At 51.5% G+C, this 18143-nt stretch carries 17 protein-coding genes and 1 tRNA gene; 8 read left to right on the top strand and 10 right to left on the bottom strand.

Going from position 1 to position 18143, the window contains the following annotated elements:
- Window positions 1-168: 168 nt before the first annotated feature.
- From metK to ubiE, 4 genes are all read right to left on the bottom strand, one after another.
- Window positions 169-1338 carry a methionine adenosyltransferase gene (metK, locus tag F3F96_RS04995; protein WP_176962131.1) on the bottom strand — a complete coding sequence of 390 codons (1170 nt, stop codon included), beginning with the start codon at window positions 1336-1338 and terminating at the stop codon, window positions 169-171.
- Window positions 1339-1429: 91 nt separating this feature from the next.
- Entirely contained in the window at window positions 1430-3037 is a 1608-nt protein-coding gene (gene ubiB / locus F3F96_RS04990; RefSeq protein WP_370465501.1) for a 2-polyprenylphenol 6-hydroxylase, read from the bottom strand.
- A 19-nt stretch (window positions 3038-3056) separates the two neighbouring features.
- Complete coding sequence (locus tag F3F96_RS04985; protein WP_186338907.1) at window positions 3057-3710, bottom strand: SCP2 domain-containing protein; 654 nt, start codon at window positions 3708-3710, stop codon at window positions 3057-3059.
- A gap of 211 nt (window positions 3711-3921) precedes the next feature.
- Window positions 3922-4716 carry a bifunctional demethylmenaquinone methyltransferase/2-methoxy-6-polyprenyl-1,4-benzoquinol methylase UbiE gene (gene ubiE / locus F3F96_RS04980; protein WP_176962129.1) on the bottom strand — a complete coding sequence of 265 codons (795 nt, stop codon included), beginning with the start codon at window positions 4714-4716 and terminating at the stop codon, window positions 3922-3924.
- 244 nt (window positions 4717-4960) lie between these two features.
- Here ubiE and F3F96_RS04975 point away from each other — a divergent pair, with 244 nt between their 5' ends.
- From F3F96_RS04975 to F3F96_RS04950, 6 genes are all read left to right on the top strand, one after another.
- The gene (locus F3F96_RS04975) at window positions 4961-7132 is read left to right on the top strand and encodes an adenosylcobalamin-dependent ribonucleoside-diphosphate reductase (protein ID WP_176962128.1); all 2172 of its coding nucleotides are present in this window, start codon (window positions 4961-4963) and stop codon (window positions 7130-7132) included.
- A 322-nt stretch (window positions 7133-7454) separates the two neighbouring features.
- The gene (locus tag F3F96_RS04970) at window positions 7455-8096 is read left to right on the top strand and encodes a TSCPD domain-containing protein (protein WP_176962127.1); all 642 of its coding nucleotides are present in this window, start codon (window positions 7455-7457) and stop codon (window positions 8094-8096) included.
- 284 nt (window positions 8097-8380) lie between these two features.
- Entirely contained in the window at window positions 8381-9307 is a 927-nt protein-coding gene (locus F3F96_RS04965; protein ID WP_176962126.1) for a hypothetical protein, read from the top strand.
- A 4-nt stretch (window positions 9308-9311) separates the two neighbouring features.
- Window positions 9312-10199 carry a hypothetical protein gene (locus tag F3F96_RS04960; RefSeq protein ID WP_176962125.1) on the top strand — a complete coding sequence of 296 codons (888 nt, stop codon included), beginning with the start codon at window positions 9312-9314 and terminating at the stop codon, window positions 10197-10199.
- 108 nt (window positions 10200-10307) lie between these two features.
- The gene (locus F3F96_RS04955; protein WP_176962124.1) at window positions 10308-10589 is read left to right on the top strand and encodes a hypothetical protein; all 282 of its coding nucleotides are present in this window, start codon (window positions 10308-10310) and stop codon (window positions 10587-10589) included.
- 437 nt (window positions 10590-11026) lie between these two features.
- Window positions 11027-11554: a hypothetical protein gene (locus tag F3F96_RS04950; RefSeq protein ID WP_176962123.1), complete on the top strand. Its 528-nt coding sequence runs from the start codon at window positions 11027-11029 to the stop codon at window positions 11552-11554.
- Window positions 11555-11972: 418 nt separating this feature from the next.
- On the opposite strand, the gene F3F96_RS04945 is transcribed toward F3F96_RS04950, so the two are convergent.
- Window positions 11973-12048 (bottom strand) — tRNA-Thr (locus tag F3F96_RS04945).
- Window positions 12049-12178: 130 nt separating this feature from the next.
- Here F3F96_RS04945 and F3F96_RS04940 point away from each other — a divergent pair.
- Window positions 12179-12433 (top strand): hypothetical protein, encoded by a 255-nt coding sequence (locus F3F96_RS04940; protein WP_176962122.1) that lies wholly within the window; start codon window positions 12179-12181, stop codon window positions 12431-12433.
- A 109-nt stretch (window positions 12434-12542) separates the two neighbouring features.
- The gene (locus tag F3F96_RS04935; RefSeq protein WP_176962121.1) at window positions 12543-12962 is read left to right on the top strand and encodes a DUF3617 family protein; all 420 of its coding nucleotides are present in this window, start codon (window positions 12543-12545) and stop codon (window positions 12960-12962) included.
- 39 nt (window positions 12963-13001) lie between these two features.
- Here F3F96_RS04935 and F3F96_RS04930 read toward each other — a convergent pair whose 3' ends face one another.
- The 5 genes from F3F96_RS04930 to F3F96_RS04910 all read right to left on the bottom strand — a co-directional run bounded on the left by F3F96_RS04930 (window position 13002) and on the right by F3F96_RS04910 (window position 18137).
- On the bottom strand, window positions 13002-13355 hold the full coding sequence (locus tag F3F96_RS04930) for a hypothetical protein (protein ID WP_176962120.1): 354 nt from the start codon (window positions 13353-13355) through the stop codon (window positions 13002-13004).
- Between the two features lie 27 nt (window positions 13356-13382).
- Window positions 13383-15359 carry a DUF2075 domain-containing protein gene (locus F3F96_RS04925; protein WP_176962119.1) on the bottom strand — a complete coding sequence of 659 codons (1977 nt, stop codon included), beginning with the start codon at window positions 15357-15359 and terminating at the stop codon, window positions 13383-13385.
- Between the two features lie 52 nt (window positions 15360-15411).
- The gene (locus F3F96_RS04920) at window positions 15412-16203 is read right to left on the bottom strand and encodes an NERD domain-containing protein (protein ID WP_176962206.1); all 792 of its coding nucleotides are present in this window, start codon (window positions 16201-16203) and stop codon (window positions 15412-15414) included.
- Between the two features lie 80 nt (window positions 16204-16283).
- Entirely contained in the window at window positions 16284-17204 is a 921-nt protein-coding gene (locus F3F96_RS04915; protein WP_176962118.1) for a restriction endonuclease, read from the bottom strand.
- Between the two features lie 6 nt (window positions 17205-17210).
- Window positions 17211-18137, bottom strand: a complete 927-nt coding sequence (locus F3F96_RS04910) for a restriction endonuclease (protein ID WP_176962117.1) — start codon at window positions 18135-18137, stop codon at window positions 17211-17213.
- Window positions 18138-18143 lie beyond the last annotated feature (6 nt).

Here is an 18143-nt window from a genome sequence, read left to right as displayed (position 1 = left end):
GGTCGGTTTGTTTATCCTGGTCAAAGCAGGTTAAGTCAAAGTGACTCGGGTCTTCCTGACCCTCGCCCTTCGGGCGGCTTGCAGCCGTCCAAAAAGCTCCAGCTCTTTTGTGACGTTTTTGGCTTTGCGTTAGCCGGGAAATGCACGATGCATTTATCCGGCTTTCAATTAAACCCCTGCAGCAGCCTTGATGGCGTCTACTTTGTCGGTTTTTTCCCAGGTGAAGTCTGGCAGTTCGCGGCCAAAGTGGCCGTACGCAGCAGTCTGAGCGTAGATTGGACGCAGCAGATCAAGCGCCTGCACAATGCCCTTAGGACGCAGGTCAAACACTTCAGTTACGATGTCAGCCAGCTTGCTGTCATCAATCTTGCCTGTGCCGAAGGTGTTAACCATGACAGAGAGAGGATGTGCAACGCCGATAGCATAGGCCACCTGTACTTCACAGCGGTCAGCAAGGCCTGCAGCAACAATATTCTTGGCTACATAACGCATCATGTAACATGCAGAGCGGTCAACCTTTGTTGGATCTTTACCGGAGAAGGCGCCGCCACCGTGATGGCCGAAACCGCCGTAGGTATCAACGATGATCTTACGACCGGTTACGCCGCAATCGCCTACAGGGCCACCGATCACAAAGCGACCGGTTGGATTGATGTGGTAAGCGGTACCTGCATGCAGCAGGCCGGTATCGCCAAGGATTGGATTGATTACCTCTTCCATGATCGCTTCAGAGAGATCCTTGTGGCTTACATCCGGATCATGCTGGGTGGAGAGCACAACCGCATCAATGGCTACAGGTTTGAAGTTTTCATAACGAACCGTGACCTGTGATTTGGCATCCGGACGCAGGAATTTCAGAGTGTTGTTTTTACGAACTTCAGCCTGTTTGGCTACCAGTAGATGTGAGAGATGGATCGGGGTTGGCATCAATACGTCGGTTTCGTTGGTGGCATAACCGAACATCAGTCCCTGATCGCCTGCGCCCTGATCAAGATCGAGACCTTCGCCGACATTCACGCCCATGGCGATATCCGGTGACTGTTTATCGAGACTTACCAGTACCGAGCATGACTCCCAGTCAAAACCCATCGCAGATGAGTTATAACCGATGTCCTTGATCGCGCTACGCACTATATCCTGATAATCGAGTACGGCAGAGGTGGTGATCTCACCGGCAATCAGAGCCAGACCCGTGGTGACCATGGTTTCACACGCTACGCGTGCATATTTGTCCTGTTCAAGAATCGCATCCAGTACGCTATCGGAGATGCGGTCAGCGACCTTATCCGGGTGCCCTTCGGAGACCGATTCGGATGTAAACACAAAATTATTGCTCATGAATTTCCTGCCCTGTAGTTGGAATAGAGTTTAAACTGGGGAAACATTATGGCGGAGTATAGACGAAAGATAGAAAAGCACCAAATCGCCATTAACTGCGGCTGATGGCGAGCAGAATACCGAGGCCCATCACTGTGGTAGAGAGAACCAGTATGCCGGTTCCCGCACCGTTGGCGAGGCTCCAGGCCAGCCAGCCGCCACCACCTGCAGAGAGCATTGCCCCCATCACAGCGGAGAGGTGTGACGGTTCACTGTTGAAGGTGACCTTGCCCTCCTCAATGCGTGAGAGCACACCATCAATCTTGGCTGGAAGTCGCATCCAGTCATGCAGTTGATCGCGAATCTCTTCACCGATCGCTTCAGCTTTGCCGACGGGGCCCATGTGGCGTGTCATCCACTCGCTGATCATCGGTCGTGCCAGCATCCAGATGTTGGCCTGATCGGCCAGTTCGCGAGCCACCCCTTCAATCACCACCATAGTCTTCTGTAGCAAGAGCAGTTGCGGCTGTGTCTCCATCTTGAAACGTTCAGTTACCGCAAACATTGAGAGTAGAAGTTCGGCAATCGAGATGTCACCCAGAGGACGGTTAAAGATCGGTACGGCAATTTCACGCAGGGCATCTTCAAACGCGGAGATGTCGGTATCGGCCGGGACATATCCGGCTTCTACATGTACCTCGGCAGCGCGACGGTAATCCTCCTGCAGAAAAGCCAGCAGCATGCCGGCAATATAGCGACGCGATTTAATATCAAGTCTGCCAACAATGCCGAAGTCAATAAAGATGATGTCACCGTTATCACCGACAAAGATATTGCCCGGATGCATATCCGCATGGAAATAACCATCGGTGAAGACCATACGGAAAAACTGGGTGGCAGCGCGTTCGCACAGTTTCAGACAGTCATGCCCTGCCGCTTCAAGCTTGGCTCTCTCATCAATCGGGGTGCCACAGATACGTTCGGTGGTCAGTACCTCGGTCTGGGTGTAGTCCCACATCACCTCGGGCACACGTACCCCTTCAATCTCGGCAAAGTTTTCAGCAAAGCGACTGGCGTGGGCTGCTTCAGCACGCAGATTCAACTCACCACGAATAGTGATGGCGAACTCTTCAATTACTTGCGGTGCTTTCAGGCGATGGTATTCAGGGAAATAGCGGTGGAAGAGGCTGGCCAGAAGTTTAAGGATGGCCAGATCCGATTCGATGGTACGGCTGATATGATCGCGGCGCACTTTGACTGCCACCTGACGGCCATCGGTCAGTTCGGCAAAGTGGACCTGAGCGATGGAGGCGGCGGCTACCGGGGTCTCATCAAAGGTTGCATAGACACCATTTTCACCTGTTAATGGTCTTTTAAAGCTCTGCTCAATAACGCGGCGCACCTTCTCAAACGGTTCCGGAGGCACATCGTCCTGCAGTTTCTTCAGTTCCAGTGCCACCTCAAGTGGCAGCAGATCGACACGTGTGGAGAGCATCTGGCCGAACTTGATAAAGGTGGGGCCAAGCTCCTCCAGTACCAGACGGATCTGAGTACCCAGATCTTTGGGTAGATCATCACCACGGAAGAGTTGTACCAGCCAGACGTAAGGGTAGAACAGGCGCATGCGCACAGCCAGGGCGGCAAGGCCGTGACTGGCCAGAATGTGGCCGATACGCATCAGACGCAGGTTGCGGCGCAGGTTGGAGGGTAGTTTGATCACGCTGGCCTATGCACCGGCATCAGGCTTCACTCTTCTCTTCGCAGATATGTTCAAACCGATGTTCGGCGCGGGTCACCCGACCTTTCAGCTTGCTGATCTGATGTGAGAAGTGCTCAACACCGGCCTGCCACTGTTGCAAGCGCTCTGCATCAGGGATATCCATCTGATGAAGATTGTTCTGCAGCATCTGTTTGGTGCTATCAGCCAGTCTCTGTTCGGCTGCAACCAGCGCATGTGCAGCCTTGGCTACGCGGGTGCCGAAGAAGTCACCGAAGGAGGCGCGCAGTTCGCGCTCCCAATCCAGATCAGCGGCAGCAAACAGCTTTTTAAAACGCAGCATGGCATCGGAATCACCGGAGAGTTTCAATACCTGCTGAAATACCAGTTCATCGGGGTCTTCATGGGCAAAACACATGCGGGCAAAACCAGCTGTGGTACCGGCCAGTCGCACATCGGGTTCGCCATCATAGGTGGAGTGAACCCACGCTTTGCCACGTGAAAAACCGAGGAACATAATGGCATTGGTGTCAGAGACATGGATGCGGAAAACGCGCCCTTCAAGATCGGCAAGATAGGGTTTAAGGCTGGCATCACGCGAGAAGACCAGCTCCAGTACGGTAGTCATCACCACACACTGCACCGGCACCGGTATTAATCTCAAAGGCAAAAACATCACACTCACAGTCCACCTCCTGTGAACCTGATTCTATTCACCGCAGAGAGCGCAAAGGTGCGCAAAGGGAGAGAGTATAACGGGGATGTCGCAGGTGAGCCGTCAGATGACGATGGCAGGTAATGATCGCTAGAGGAGAACATTTTTTCGCAAGTTAAAAGCTCCCTGTATGTTTTCCTTCGCGCACCTTTGCGTCCTTTGCGGTAAGGAATCATACCTTATACCCTCGATGTAGAGCGACGATGCCGCCGGTGAGGTTATCATATTGAACCAGATCGAAACCGGCTTTGCGGATCAGTTTGGCGAAACGCTCCTGATCCGGAAAACGACGGATTGACTCAACCAGATACTGGTAGGATTCACGGTCTCCGGTCACCTTCTCACCCATCATCGGAATAACATTGAACGAGTAGGCATCATAGATCACATCAAGACCGGGCAGTGTCGGACGTGAGAACTCCAGGCACATAAACTGGCCGCCGGGTTTGAGGATACGGTAGAACTCAGCCAGTCCCGCTTCGATATCGAGGAAGTTGCGGATACCGAAGGCGATGGTGACACAGTCGAATGAGTTATCGGCAAACGCGAGTTTGGTGCCATCAGACTGTATGCAGTCAGCTCTGCCCGGTAGCAGTCCCTCATCAATAACCCGGCGTGCACCCTCTGCCAGCATCGGGCCATTGAGGTCGGTCAATACAACGCGGCCGGTCGGCCCCATCTTTTTGGCAAGGCCAATAGCAATATCGCCTGAGCCTGCGGCCACATCGAGGACTCGACTGCCTGCACCGATGGCCGCTTTGGCAAACATCGAGCGTTTCCAGAGTCGGTGCATGCCACCACTCATGACGTCGTTCATAATATCATACTGGCTGGCAACCGAGGAGAATACGCCCATCACGCGGTTGACCTTTTCACTGCCGCTTACGGTTTCAAAACCGAAGTGGGTCGCAGTTTCAGTGGCACCAGATATTGTGTTTGTGTCGATGTTGTGATTTGTATCGTTCATGGGATGCGCATCGTATCAGGCCTTTGCCTACTCTCCAAATAAAGCCTTTATATATATAGGGGAGTCAGGAAAATAAACGCCATACTGGTGAATAAGCTGTGGATAACTGGTGGATGAATTGTGTGTGTCTAAACACTACAGTTAGTGTGGCGAGACGGCTTGACACCCTAGATATTGTGCTTACACTCGCTGCCAAGATTTCGGTTTCCGGCAACTCTGCCGGTTCATAGTCGGGGGGGAGTGCATGAGCGCAAACAGTAACGCTTTGAAGGTTGCATCAATTAATGGGACACAGCAGAAAGGGGTGGCGGATATCACTTTTCAGCCTGCATCACTGGATATCTGGGATAAGAAGTATCGCCTCAAGGATAAGCTTCACAACGCTGTTGATGAGAATATCGAAGCGACCTACGAGCGTGTTGCCAGAGCATTGGTTGCGGTTGAAGATGAAGAGAAACGTGACGAGTGGTTTGAGAAGTTCACCTGGGCACTGGCCAATGGCGCGATTCCTGCCGGCCGCATTATGTCCAATGCCGGCGCTGAAGCACATAAACCTGCGACCAGCACGATCAACTGCACTGTTTCTGGCACTGTTCCCGATTCGATGGATGGTATCCTCTCCATGGTTCACGAAGCCGGTCTGACCCTGAAAGCCGGTTGCGGCATCGGTTACGAGTTCTCCACCCTGCGTCCGAAGGGTGCATACGTGTCCGGTGCCGGTGCCTACACCTCCGGGCCGCTCTCGTTTATGGATATCTATGATAAGATGTGTTTCACCGTCTCCTCCGCCGGTGGCCGTCGTGGCGCTCAGATGGGCACCTTTGATATCTCACACCCTGATATTACCGATTTTATCCGCGCCAAACGTGAAGATGGTCGCTTGCGTCAGTTTAATCTCTCCTGCCTGATCACCCGTGATTTCATGGAAGCGGTGAAGAGTGATGGCGATTGGGATCTTGTTTTCCCGGCCAGCAAGACCGAGATCGATGATGCAGATACCCGCATTGTATTTAAACATGTGGCCAATGCCCCTAAAGGTTCAGTCAGGGATGACCGCGGTTATGTGGCATGTAAGGTCTATCGTACCATGAAAGCACAGCGTCTCTGGGATGTGATCATGGCTAGCACCTACGATTATGCCGAACCCGGTTTTATTCTCATTGATGAGGTCAATGAGCTGAACAACAACTGGTTCTGTGAAGATGTGCGCGCCACCAACCCGTGTGGCGAGCAGCCACTGCCACCCTATGGCGCCTGCCTGCTCGGTTCGGTGAATCTGACCAAATTTGTGCGTGAGCCATTCACCGATAACGCCTGTTTTGATTGGGACGCCTACCGTAAAGTGGTCTCCATCTTCACCCGCATGCTCGATAATGTGGTTGATATCAATGGTCTGCCACTGCCCAAACAGCGTGAAGAGATTCTCTCCAAGCGTCGTCATGGCATGGGTTTCTTAGGATTAGGTTCTGCACTGACCATGCTGCGCACGCCATACGGTACAGCTGATTCACTCGAGTTCACTGAGAAGATCGCTTATGAGATGGCACGCACAGGTTTCCAGACCGGTCTGCAGCTGGCTGAAGAGAAGGGTGTCGCCCCGGCTCTTGAGCAGGAGTACGAAGTGACTGCTGAGATGATGTCCAAACGTCCGGAGATGCTGGATGACGGCATCAGGATCGGTGACAAGCTGGCAGGCAAGGTACTGTGGGGGAAATACTCCAAATATATGCAGAAGTTCCTCGCTACCGGTAGTGACGAGGATAAGGCGATGATCGAAGCGTTGATTGAGAAGGGCTGCCGCTTTACCCACCACTCATCTATTGCTCCGACCGGCACGATCTCCCTGTCGCTGGCCAACAACGCCTCCAACGGTATCGAGCCAAGTTTCGCGCACCACTATGCACGCAACATCATCCGTGAAGGCAAGAAATCGAAAGAGAAGGTGGATGTGTTCAGCTTTGAGATGCTCGCTTATCGTGAGCTGGTCAATGCTGATGCGATGCCGTTCAGCGATGATGAGGCGACAAAACTTCCGGACTACTTTATCTCTGCCGATGAGGTTACACCCAAGCAGCATGTTGATATTCAGGCCGCTGCGCAGCGCTGGGTCGATTCATCAATCTCCAAAACTGCCAACGTACCGACCGATTTTCCGTATGAAGAGTTCAAGGATATCTACCTCTACGCTTATGAGCAGGGGCTGAAAGGTTGTACCACCTTCCGCTTTAATCCTGAAGCCTTCCAGGGTGTTCTGGTGAAAGAGGAAGATCTCACCAACACCACCTACAAGTTCAAACTTGAAGATGGCACCGAGATTGAGGCCAAGGGTAATGAAGAGATCGAGTATGATGGTGAGATGCATACCGCAGCCAACCTCTTTGATGCCTTGAAAGAGGGTTACTACGGTAAATTCTGATTGATACGGGATAGGGGCTCCGGCCCCTCCCCTTTTAACAGCAAGCGAAAAACGTGGTTTTCACTTGCTTCACAAAACTGAAGAGATAACCCCTTCAGTTTTGGCGACACATCGTGTGTCGCGGTCGTGGCGGCAGCTTGCTGTCTCCGGGGCCGAAAAAAATCTGTGGGTATTGGCTGGTCCTTCTCTGTCTGGTTTATACGGAGTTAAGGGCACCCACATATACCGGTCGCAGCGTCCGGGCATGCAAGGCAACCATGGAAATACGCTGCAATATTCAGGGCAAAACCGGAGAAGTGTCCGGTTGTGCAGGAGGTAAGTGATGGCTATTAAAATCGACAGTAAAATCACCGGTTACGAAGTGAAGAAACCCGGAGAAGAGGCAGATAAAGAGGTGGCAACAGTTCACCATATCGCGCCGCTGCTTGAGCGTGACGATATCCTTGAGGGAAGCACCTACAAGATCAAAACGCCGAACTCGGATCACGCCATGTATATCACCATCAACGATGTGATCGTCAATCATGGCACACCGGACGAACACCGTCGTCCGTTTGAAGTGTTCATCAACTCCAAGAATATGGAACATTTCATGTGGATCGTGGCATTGACCCGCATCACCTCGGCAATCTTCCGCAAGGGTGGCGATATCACCTTCCTGGTGGAGGAGCTCAAAGCGGTATTTGATCCTCGCGGTGGTTACTACAAACGTGGTGGTAAATATATGCCATCGATTGTTGCCGAGATTGGTGAAGTGATTCAGCAGCATCTGATCTCCATCGGCATGATGGAGGGTCAGCTCAATAACGCTGAACTACAGGCCAAACGCCTGGAGGCTGAAACCAAGCTGGGTGCAGATGCCGTTGCCAAAGGGCAGCAGTGTGACAAGTGCGGTGCGATGGCTGTTGTGCGTCTTGATAACTGCAACTGCTGTCTGGAGTGCGGCGACTCTAAATGTGGGTAGTACATCGAAGTTGTAAACTTACTGGATAGCATGTAATTCTATCCAAACAACTAATAAGGCTGTTATCCATTGTGATAGCAGCCTTTTTTCTTTAATGCCGATGTTTGTTGAATGGGAAACAGACGCGATGTGAGTCTATTATGCAAAGCATGATGCCTGTTATCATGCACTCATGCTTGAAGGGGGCGTGATAAGCGTTCATGATCTCTTATGGGGCGGAGTAAGGATCAGGTGAAGTTATGTTCCAGCTTTCATCTTCTGCTCGGGCCACAAGGGGAGGCAGCATGTCAGTGATGCAACAACATATGAGTCGTAACATTCTCATCCAGCTGGCGGTTATCACACTGGTAACCATCCTGCTGGGGGTCTATTTCTCCGATACCCTGACCATGATCTATTTCTCCAATCAGCAAACGGCAGCAGGTTATGCCATCAATGGTCTGATCGTTGCCCTCTTCTTTACAGGCATGCTGCGCATCGTGATGCTGCTGTTTCACTATCAACGTGAGGAGGCCGCACTTACCATTTTCCAGCAGAACCTGGATCAGGATAAACCGGATCTGCTGCACGGCATTGAACTCGACTCGATCATATCCCTGCGCTATGACACCATGGAGAGCATGCGCCTTCAGCATGCACCGGTGCATCATCAATCGCTGGCAGCCACGCTTTTAGCCCACGAGAGTACCCGCACGGGTGTGATTCGATTTATTCATAATATCCTGATTCTCTGTGGTGTGCTGGGCACCATTATCTCGCTGTCGATTGCCCTGTTCGGCGCCTCCAGCCTGCTCGAGGAGGCGGTATCATCGACCGGTATGGGCATGGTGATTCACGGTATGTCCACCGCGCTCTCCACCACCATGAGTGCCATCATCTGTTATCTGCTGCTGGCCTATTTCTTTACTGCCATTCAGGGGCTGCAGACCCATATCCTTGCTCTGGTTGAGCAGATCACCGCCACCCGCCTGATGCCACGCTTTAATGTCACCAGCGAGAGTGTGAATCTGCATGCCGTGGAGCTTGTCAGTCAGGCGCATCTGCTGGTGCAGTCGCTGCATGATAATTTCGAAGCACTTAATCCGGAGGGTTTAAAGCAGAGTATCGACAGGGCAGCTGAAGATTCCCGGCTTCAGCATCAGGAGCTGCTTGTACAGCTGCGTGAGATTTCAACCGCGCTGCAAGATGGCTTCCGGTTGCCGAAGGAGTAGCGGTATGCCGCAGGGATTTATCGATCTCCGTCTGGGCAACGAACATCGGGATGAAGGGTTCTGGCCATCATTCACCGATATCATGACGGTGATCGTGCTGGTTTTTCTACTGGCGATGTTAACGCTGCTGGTGAAAAACATGGATCTGGTGCATCAGCTGCAGGATTCGCTGGCGGCGGAACGCTCTGCTGCCGAACAGGCCTACTCCACCACCAACATCAACACAGAACTCAATATGCGGCTGAAACGCTTGGAAGAGGCGTCGTCGATGCTACGTCTTCGTCTGATGAATCTGGGCGAGGAGCATAGCCGTGCAATAAGCCAGCTTAAAAAGAGTGAGCAGGATAATATGCAGCTCAAGAGTCAGCTCTCCGGTGCTACCCGGGGCCTGGATACAGCACTTAGTGAGAAGGCGAACCTGGAGAAGCGGCAGGTTGAACTGGTAGCTGAGCTTGAACAGCGACTGCAGGCGTTAAACTTGCAGGAGCAGCAGAACCGAGAGAGTCAGGCAGAGATCGCCAAATTTAAAAGCAGTGGCATCACCCAACTTGAGCGGCTGAAGTTGCTGGAGCTGCAGCATGTTGATCTGCAAACCAAGTATAATAAGCTGATCCGTCCGGCCCGTTCGCAGCTGGGTAAGGAGGTGGTGTTCGTTCGATATCATCGGGAGGGTGGCAAGTTACATATCGGCATCAAGAGGCCAACCGATGCTGCATATCAAGCCACCGATAGCACCGCTTTGCATAAGCGACTCGCACAGCTGCAGAAGAAACATGGCAAGAATCTCTATGTGCGCATTGTCTTTCCCGATGAGAGCGGCCTCTCATATACCGAGGCGTGGAGCCTGACTGACTCCCTGCTGAGCCAGTACGATTACTACTATCAGGAGTAGGCGAGGATTCACTCAGTAGAGCGCTGATTTAAGTTGAACAGTGCAAAAACGGGGCGAGGCGATAGGCTGCGCCCCGAATTACGAACTCATATCAAGCAAGAGGATCTTATGACACCAGACGATTTAAGCATCGATTATGAAGAGGGCGGTATCGTGACCACCAAGCAGCTGGATAAGGTGATTCTCAGCAAGGGTGCATGGACCACCATCATGTTCCGCTATGTGAACTGGGACGCTGCCAAGGAAGAGTATGGCGAGGATAAATTCACTATCCGCCGTTTCCAGAAGCGTAATGGTGAATATACCCCGCGCTCCAAGTTTAACATCACCAACGTCAAGCAGGCCAAACAGATTATTGAAGGGCTGCAGGCTTGGACCGACGAGAAATAAGAGATCAGATGATCTGATCCGTTGTCGCTACAGATGACAAAAGGGGAGCCGATTGGCTCCCCTTTTTTTGGGTTCATCGTGCAATTACGGGAATTACCCTAACAGCAACTGAGTTGCTTCAAATCAAAGGCAATGTAAGTGAATATATATTCACTTGTCATTTCTTTGGTGGCAAAGAAATAACGATAGAAAGCCACCCCGGAACCAGCCCGCCCTTCGGGTTCCCGATCCTGCATATTCAAAATCGGCCACGGCTCCGCCGCTCTTCTCCGATTTAGAATATTTGTCTCGGCAGCCTGCTAACGGGGGATCAGAAAACAATCAGAACATTCGCCAGCCAGATTATAGAAAACTAAAGCACTGCTTGTTGTGAGGCCTGAAAAAGTACCCGTCTTGCCAAGTTTGCGCCATTCGCGAATCGCGAATAGCATACGGGCATGATTTTAAAGCCACAGGATATTGTTGTTGTACTAAAGCTGATTGCGTTAGGAGATCGGTCGTGGAGTTATCTACAGCTGGCTAATGAGTTGTGCATGAGTGCCTCGGAAATTAATGCCGGTGTAAAGCGAGCGCTCAGGGCAAAATTGCTGGTACAGCTTGGTGAGGGCGTTCAGCCACGACCTAATCGGCAGGCGCTGGAGGAGTTTCTTCTGCACGGCATTAAGTATGCCTTTCCACCGGATTATGGAACCATCACCAGAGGTATGAAAACCTCTTACGCAGCCGAACCCATAGTGAGCGAGCTTGTGTATGATCAGCAGAATCCGCCGGTATGGCCGTATGCGGAGGGAAAAGATCGCGGTCCTTCACTCTCACCACTGTATAAGTCTGTACCAGCAGCAGCGGCACAGGATAGCGTTCTCTATGAGCTGCTTGTGCTCGTTGATGCTATCAGGGATGGCCGGGCAAGAGAGCGGAGAATTGCCGGAAAATTGCTTTGTGAGCGTTTGAACTGTCAAACTTAACTGCGACGTTAATCTGACGATGATGACTATTGTTGCTGACCCATTGTCGGTGCAAATGGCAAAAGGGGAGCCAATCGGCTCCCCTTTTTTATAAAATCATGCGATATTCAGTCAGCGCTTGTTCAGGCAACTGAGAGGCCGAATTTACCTGGCAGCCTTCTTTGCAGCTTTGGCTGCCTTCTTCTCTTTTGGCGTTTTAGCCGCCTCTTTTTTTCCTTCTCTACTGCTCTTCTGTTCTTTACCCATGGTATTGGCTCCTGATTAATCCAGTACACCGTACGCCTGCCTTGCGGATATAGATAGCTATGCCTGTTTGGCAGCAGATAAGAGGTTGTCCGATTGTGGTGGAGAGCGAAGAGGCAGGGCATGAAAAAAGGGAGCCGGCCGGGCTCCCTCTTCATGACTGCAAATTTTAAACTGGAGCCGGCAACAGGAATCGAACCCGTGGCCTGCTGATTACAAATCAGCTGCTCTACCATCTGAGCTATGCCGGCTGATAACAGGGTGTGAATCATATGCAGCCGAAAGGGCTGATCAAGCAGGATTTTACACACGCATGGCAAGCTGGTCGGGTGAAGGAGTCCGTAAATAGGGGTATTTAGCAAATTCTGCTATAATAGTAACATGATGATGGTAGATGGAATCACACTTTACGTCGATCGCCTGCCTGCAGTGGTAGTGCCACCGGTCGTTACAGCCGAGATGAGAAACATCGCATCGGTTGAGACCGATGCCGAACCTGTACGGGCCTATAGCGGCACCAGCTGGCAACAGCACCAGAACCCCTTTGACCGCACCCAGCAGGAGTTCTACGACATCCACGGCAAGATGATCCACAAGCTTGACCTCTCAGGCAGCCAGCTCAACAAACTCATCTAACAGTTTGCGCTCTCATTAAGTCTCGGAGTCTTTCCGAGACTTAAAACTATATGCTATAGTAAAACTAATGAGACCATTTCGATCTGTTGCAACGATGGGGAGGAAGAGCATGAATTACTTCAACAGAGTTATCCCGGCACTACTGATTCTCTTCACCAGTTCGGTCTGCTTTGCCGAGCAGATCCTGCATGAGGGTGAGTGGGAGATGACCACGAAGATAGATATGAGTTCTATGCCTGAAGGCATGCCGAGTTTGCCGGATATGCAGCATAGCCAGTGCATCACAAACGACATGATGGTTCCCAGGCAGAAGTCTCATGATAGTGATAGCTGTAAAATGATCGATCAGTCTGTTTCCGGTCACACGGTAACATGGCACATACGCTGCACCAACGATGGCATCACCTCAGATATGAACGGCACCTACACCTACACAGGTGAGACCATGAAAGGCACGACGACCATGAACACCCAGGGCATGAAGATGGTCAGTCACATCACCGGCAAACGCCTCGGCCCCTGCAAGTAATTAACACTTAAGGGAGCCACTCGGCTCTCTTTTTACATATTATACGTTGATTGATCCCATGAATTTCCGGGCTTGATTGAGCTGACGCAAAAGGCCTAACTGGGTCAGCGAATATCCTCTGGCAGGAATGCGAAACTCAAGATCCCGCCAGTCGTGGGCAACTTCAGTAACCAGATAACAAATCCGATTCACGCAATGAATGCCGGGCAGAATCCATTGGTCGCCATCGCCATCCACAACCGTCCACAAATGCGCAGCGGGCAGCGATTTCACCAGTTTCAAATCCTCGCCAAAAGTTTCCAGCCCGATGCCACCCCAGATATCGCAACTGGATTGTGGATGCCGATAGGGGCGAAAGAATTCGTAAAACGCATCTTCGTGCAGGGTAAGCATCAACCCAACCTGGCACTTAGAAAATGTTCATTCAATAGCTGGCAAGCCAATCGATGTTAGATACTCAAAAGTGTCATCATAAAAGGCCGAATCCCGCGTCGGGTCTTCGGCATCACCTTGAGGCACGACAATCACCATTCCCTGCCGTGCGCGGGTCAGCAACACACGATAGGCGTTCTTCAAATACATCTGCCGCTCAGCTTTATTGATTCGTTGCCATTTGTTACCGCGGAAAGAGAAATGTCGCCACCCATCTTCGCTATATCTAAAATCGGCATCCCAAGTCACACACGCCCAATCGAGCTCCAAGCCCTGAATATGAAATTCAGTCGCCACATCTTCGAGATAGTAAGAGGAACGGACATCATCCTTCCCCTCAAGAAACCAGTGCACGGGATTCATCGGTGACTTGATATCAATCGCATAGGGCTTGAGGCGAGAAGCTTGGGAAGAGACAACAATGCCATAGCGCTCAGAGCCTCGGGCCTGCTGCTTCAGCCACGCTTTTGCTTGCTTCACGCAGCGCGTCACTACGATGGGATATTTACCCTGCAATGAATTGAATGACTGGCGAGCAGCCTGCAGGTCCAGATCAAGAATCTGCTTCACCAATGCAGAGACATTCTCGGCACGAAATGAGCGCATCGAGACAGAGAGATGCAGGCTATCAATATAGGTCACATCTCGGTGGGGCTGAAGCATCGCGACCGCTTCACCAGCAGCATATTCACTGTCATGAATTTGCGGCGAAATATAGACATGCCAATCCTTGTATGCGCGATTGATCGATTCGATCCATTCGCTGATGCCAGCTTCTCCGGTATTAATCTCTTGGCCACCACCAACCAAGCAAACGATAACGGCCCAGTCTTCGTGCCGGTCCATACAGGAGATCAAAAACTCAGGCTCCGACATGTCAAAGTCGGGCACGCCTTTCTTCTGCCGCATAAAGGACGTGGTCTGCGCTAAATTCCAAGCGCGTTGGGCCTCATCAAAGAGCACCACATGCTCAATCGGCGCAATTTCACTTTGCAGACAGTCATCACGAAAGTGGTGAACGTTTTGAATCAACGCTTTGACGGCACTCCTTGCCACACCCTTCTTGATCTTTTCGCCCTCTTCAATTGAGCGCCGAACTCGGTCACGAGCCAAAGCTTCAGTTAATATGGCCACAAGCGGTCCATTGCCGGAGAGGAACACGCTGTAGAGCTCACTGGCTTTATCCATGTGCTGGTTGGCGATGTTCAACCCTACCAGCGTTTTACCTGCTCCAGGCACGCCGGTCACAAAACAGATGCATTTTTTTCCTGTCGTCCGCGCCTGCTCGATCACCCCTGAAATGGAATCGGTCGTCGCGCCCAAGTTGATATCTTCGGCATCCCTCCGTGAAATATCTTCAACCGAGTGGCCTTGATAGAGCGATATCGCCGCTTCAATGATTGTTGGGGTGGGATAATATCTGCCCTGCTCCCAGCGGGCTGGCTCAATGGTCTTAGCTTCAACAAAGGCCAACACCCCCGCAATCACTTCCGGCAACATGCCCGCATTGCACAAGATGGGAAAAAGCAGGTTGTCGTTTTGGGGCGTCATCAAAATATTCAGCGGTCCATCATTGGCCTTGGTGGCAATCAGCACCGGGGCGATCACCAGATCATGGCTGGTCTCATGGAAGTTTTTCAGATCAAGCGTGTAGTCCCAAACCTGATCGATGTGGTGCTGATGAAATGCTCGCTCGCCCACCTTGAATTCGAGCACAAAGATCACGCCATGGATCAGCAGCAACACGTCAATGCGCTGGCCCATGCGAGGAATTGAATACTCAAAGTAAATCTTTCCAGCATAACCATTGAGTATGCTTTGCAAGAGTACAATCTCTTCTTTCCAAGCATTCTTCTGAGTGAGTTCCAAGCTGAATTGGTTGTTGTCAGCTAACTTGCCCAGCACTTCTTCGACAGATGTGCTAACAAACTCTTCGATCAATCCTGAATAGTATTCTCTTGCCATTTCTTAAGTTACCCTAGAACCAAGAGAAAAGCTAAAGTGACCGAGTCTTTGCTTATTCAAATGCAGTAACTGCTCTGCATTTTGGAAATGCGGAGCAGCCCCAAAATTCATTGCCTGCATTGGGGCCCTTCTTGCTGGTACGCAGCACCATCTCACTGCCGCATTTGGGGCAGGATTTTGCATCTGTTGATTGAGCAGCCTCTTTGCTGGCGACGATCTCTTTTACATGTGCGGCATGCTGACGATGGGTTTTGATCGATGGGTGCAGGCGGTGATCGGCGATCTGCCCGATCACCTGCTGAACCTCAGATTCGGTTAGCAGAATTTCGGTGTGCGATTTGATAAAGCGGATATAACCACCGCCATAGGTGACATTCTCCGGCATCTCGGTTTTGAAGGTGCTGTCACCGACAAAGACAACCAAGGAGAAGAGCTTCTCAGGTTCAAGGCCAAGTGTTAACTCAAGGGTTTTGGTGTGCTTGTAGTTCTGATGCAACGGGTTCTGGAATTTGTGTTTGGATTTGAATATCTGCTGTGTCCAAGCCTTTTGGTGTTCGCCACCAAAAATCCAGCCTTTCATGTTTTTGGTCTCCACAACAAAGACGCCGTAACGGGAAACAATAATATGATCGATCTGGGTGGTGCCGCCAAAGATGGGGATGGTGACATTTTTGATCAGATGATAATCGTTTTTATTAAGAAAGAATCTGGCAGCCAGATTGACCATCACTTCACCGATGAAACCTTTAAACCATGGGGACTTAAAAAGTGCGATCAGGGCAATTAGTGGAAGAAGCCACCAGAATGAGGCAAAGAGCTGAGAAATCAGAGCGCTGAAATCAATCACAAGCTAATCCAGTAAGGGTGATTAGCTCCATGCTTCCCCATGCTTCCATTGCCGATGCTCACCATATACCTGTTCAATCATTTGTTGGAGTCTTTCTTCATGTTGAGTTTGCCGGTGCAGCGGGGGTAGCGGCGGCAGCCCCAGAATGAGGTGCCGGAGCTGCTGGATTTTCTGGGGATCAGTTTCAGGCCACAGCTGGGACAGGTAGGGGTGGTGAAGTCACCACGGGTGGCAAGGGTGAGCAGTGCGCGGGATCTCTCAGGGGGAAGGGCGGCGATCAGAGCAAGCACTCGCTCACCGTTGATCAATGTTACGCTACTGATTTGGGAGAATTTAACGGCCTCTTCGCTGAAGGTTGAGGTGGTCATAAAATAACCCTCTAAGACACTGCTGGTGACCATCACCGCGTAAAACGCTCTGATCTCTTTTACTCCAACCGGCCTGGGCCACGCCTTACACTGGGCGATAGCGATGCGGTTGGACGGTTCATCGATGGCGTAGAGATCAATATCGATACCGCCATCTGCACCGAATTTGGTGTTGCGGGCAATCAACCCCAGCTCATAAAGCAGAGCTTCGCATAACTCTTCAAAACGTTTCCACTCCAGCTCTTGCAGCAGCTGCAGGCTCCAGCTTGTTGGTGTTATTTCGGGAGGCTCTTCGCTGTAGAACTTCTCGGCCAGCATATCGCTGATTCCGGGGTTATTCGGGGCAGCGGGAGTTGCTATCTGAGCGACAGGTTCTGCTCTGCTGTAGATATTTTTGGCCAATATGGCCAGAGCAATGATCAGCAGGCCTGTCGCGAAAATGGGGGCGAGGGTTTCTGCCGCTGTAACAAAGGTACTATTAATCATGGCCCCTGACGCCCCTTCTCTGATGGGGATCACCAGCTTCAAAATATCGGGGCTGAAAAATGCTGCTGTTGCGAGCAGGCCACTGATCCACCACGGCATGGCGAACAGCGACTCAATCGCGGACTCTTTTCGAATTTTGCTCATTGCGGATTATTCAAGTTCTGTGGCGGTTTCTGGCTTTGCAGCAGGTTTATCACGCGGCGGGTTTGTACCACCCCAGACCTGATAGATGGAACCGGATGTTTTGCGTGTGAGCAGTTTGTTGCCGCGGTCTGGATAGTCGGGTCTGGTGAAGTCGCCAGCGGTGACAAGTTTGAGCAGATGGGCTGACTTCTCAGGGCTGAGCGCTTTCATCAACTGCAGTAGTCGCTGGCCATCGACCAGCGTGAGGCCGCACTCTCCGGCATGGTTTCGGGCTGTCTCTGTAAAGGTGCCGCTGGTAATGAAATAAGCCTTGGCCGCTTTTTTTGCCAGCATCACCCTGTGCAGCGCTTTGATATGGCAGACTTTAACCGGATCAGACCAGATCTTGCACTGCGCGATGGCGATAAGCTTCCAGGGCGTCTCTTTGTCATAGAGCTCGATATCCAGACTGCGCTTCAGATGCGCTGCAGGCAGGCGGGCATCGAGATTCAGTTCACCAAACAGCATCTGACAGAGGCTCTGAAAAGGTTTGTCCGCCATAGCTTGTAACAGCTCCAGACTCCAGGCTGTCGGTTTGAGAGGTGTGTGGTGGTTCTCCCCGGCTTTCGCGCCCGATATATGGGGTGCCGAGTGGTTCTGTTGCGAAGGTTTGTGTTGAAACTCCAGCCAATGTCTCTCTTTTTGCCGGTGTAAATCAGCGCTAAATTGTTTCCACAACAGAAGCAGGGTGATGATCATAAACGCAGTGGCCAGCCCGATCGAAAGCACGTTAGCCAGTGTACCAAATAGCGGGTTGGGATCTGCATGCGAGCCCGGATCATCAAGAATATGCAGTAGCTCCGGCAGCATAATTGTGAAAGCAGCCAGCAGGCCGCTGATCCACCATGGAATGGAGAGCAGTGTGTTCACTGCAGATATTTTTTGTATTGTCATGAACCC

Source organism: Mariprofundus sp. NF (assembly GCF_013387455.1).
Taxonomy (GTDB): Bacteria; Pseudomonadota; Zetaproteobacteria; order Mariprofundales; family Mariprofundaceae; genus Mariprofundus.
Note: the sequence above shows the minus strand (reverse complement) of the source record. Positions and strands in the feature narration are given on the sequence as shown.